Origin of the sequence: Nonomuraea bangladeshensis, from assembly GCF_039529455.1 — a bacterium.
Taxonomy (GTDB): Bacteria; Actinomycetota; Actinomycetes; order Streptosporangiales; family Streptosporangiaceae; genus Nonomuraea; species Nonomuraea bangladeshensis.
Genome location: NZ_BAAAMV010000038.1, coordinates 1 through 1,234 on the forward strand (window position 1 = coordinate 1; position 1,234 = coordinate 1,234).

At 71.2% G+C, this 1,234-nt stretch carries 2 protein-coding genes; both read left to right on the forward strand.

What is annotated here, in order from left to right:
• A partial coding sequence (locus tag ABD292_RS48820; protein ID WP_486348472.1) for an SRPBCC family protein occupies positions 1-312 on the forward strand: 312 nt, incomplete at its 5' end.
• Positions 309-1,234 (forward strand): zinc-dependent alcohol dehydrogenase (locus ABD292_RS48825; RefSeq protein ID WP_344220342.1); only part of this gene is annotated, 926 nt, incomplete at its 3' end. The genes ABD292_RS48820 and ABD292_RS48825, both read left to right, overlap by 4 nt.

Consider the following 1,234-nt stretch of genomic DNA (forward strand, 5'->3'; position numbering starts at 1 on the left):
ATCGCCTGGCGCTCGGTGCCCGGCAAGGGCGTCCGCAACGCGGGCCTGGTCAGCTTCACCGACGGCCCCGGCGGGCGCGGCACCGTCGTGGACGTCTCGCTGGAGTACGGCATGCGCGGCCGCAAGCTGGCCGCCGCGGTCGCCCGCATGTTCGGTGAGCATCCCGAGCAGCAGGTCCGTGATGACCTGCGTCGCTTCAAGCAGGTCATGGAGACCGGCGAGGTGGTCCGTTCCGAGGGCAGCCCCGAGGGGCACCGCGCCCGGCGTCAGCTCCACCAGCGTCCCGCCCAGCCGATCGGAGCACGCGCATGAAGGCCAACGTGTGGACCGGCCGCAACAGCGTCGAGGTCGAGAACGTCCCGGACCCGCAGATCCTCAACGCGCGGGACGCGATCGTCCGCGTCACCTCGACCGCGATCTGCGGCTCCGACCTGCACCTGGTGGACGGCTACATCCCGACGGTGAAGAAGGGCGACATCCTCGGCCACGAGTTCATGGGCGAGGTCGTCGAGGTCGGCCCCGGCGTGCGCAACCTGCGGCCCGGCGACCGCGTCGTGGTGCCGTTCCCGATCGCGTGCGGCGCGTGCTTCGCCTGCGAGGCCGAGCTGTACTCCCTGTGTGAGAACTCCAACCCCAACGCGGGGATGGCCGAGAAGCTGATGGGCCACTCGCCCGCCGGGATCTTCGGCTACTCGCACATGCTGGGCGGTTTCCCCGGCGGGCAGGCCGAGTACGCCCGGGTCCCGTTCGCCGACGTCGGCCCCATCAAGATCGAGGACGACCTGCCCGACGAGAAGGTGCTGTTCCTGTCCGACATCTTCCCGACGGGCTTCATGGGCGCCGAGATGTGCGACATCAAGCCGGGCCAGACGATCGCGATCTGGGGCGCGGGACCGGTGGGGCAGCTCGCCGCGGCCAGCGCGTTCCTGCTCGGCGCCGACCGGGTCATCGTCATCGACCGCTTCCCGTACCGGCTCAAGCGGGCCCAGCGGACCGGCGCCGAGGTGCTCAACTACGAGGAGGTGAACGTGCTGGAGGCGCTGCGGGACATGACCGGCGGGCGCGGCCCCGACGCCTGCATCGACGCCGTCGGCATGGAGGCCCACCATCCGACCCCGGCGATGTACGCCTACGACCGCACCAAGCAGGCCGCCCGGCTGGAGACCGAGCGGCCGTACGTGCTGCGCGAGGCCATCATGGCCTGCCGCAACGGCGGCGTGGTGTCGGTGATCGG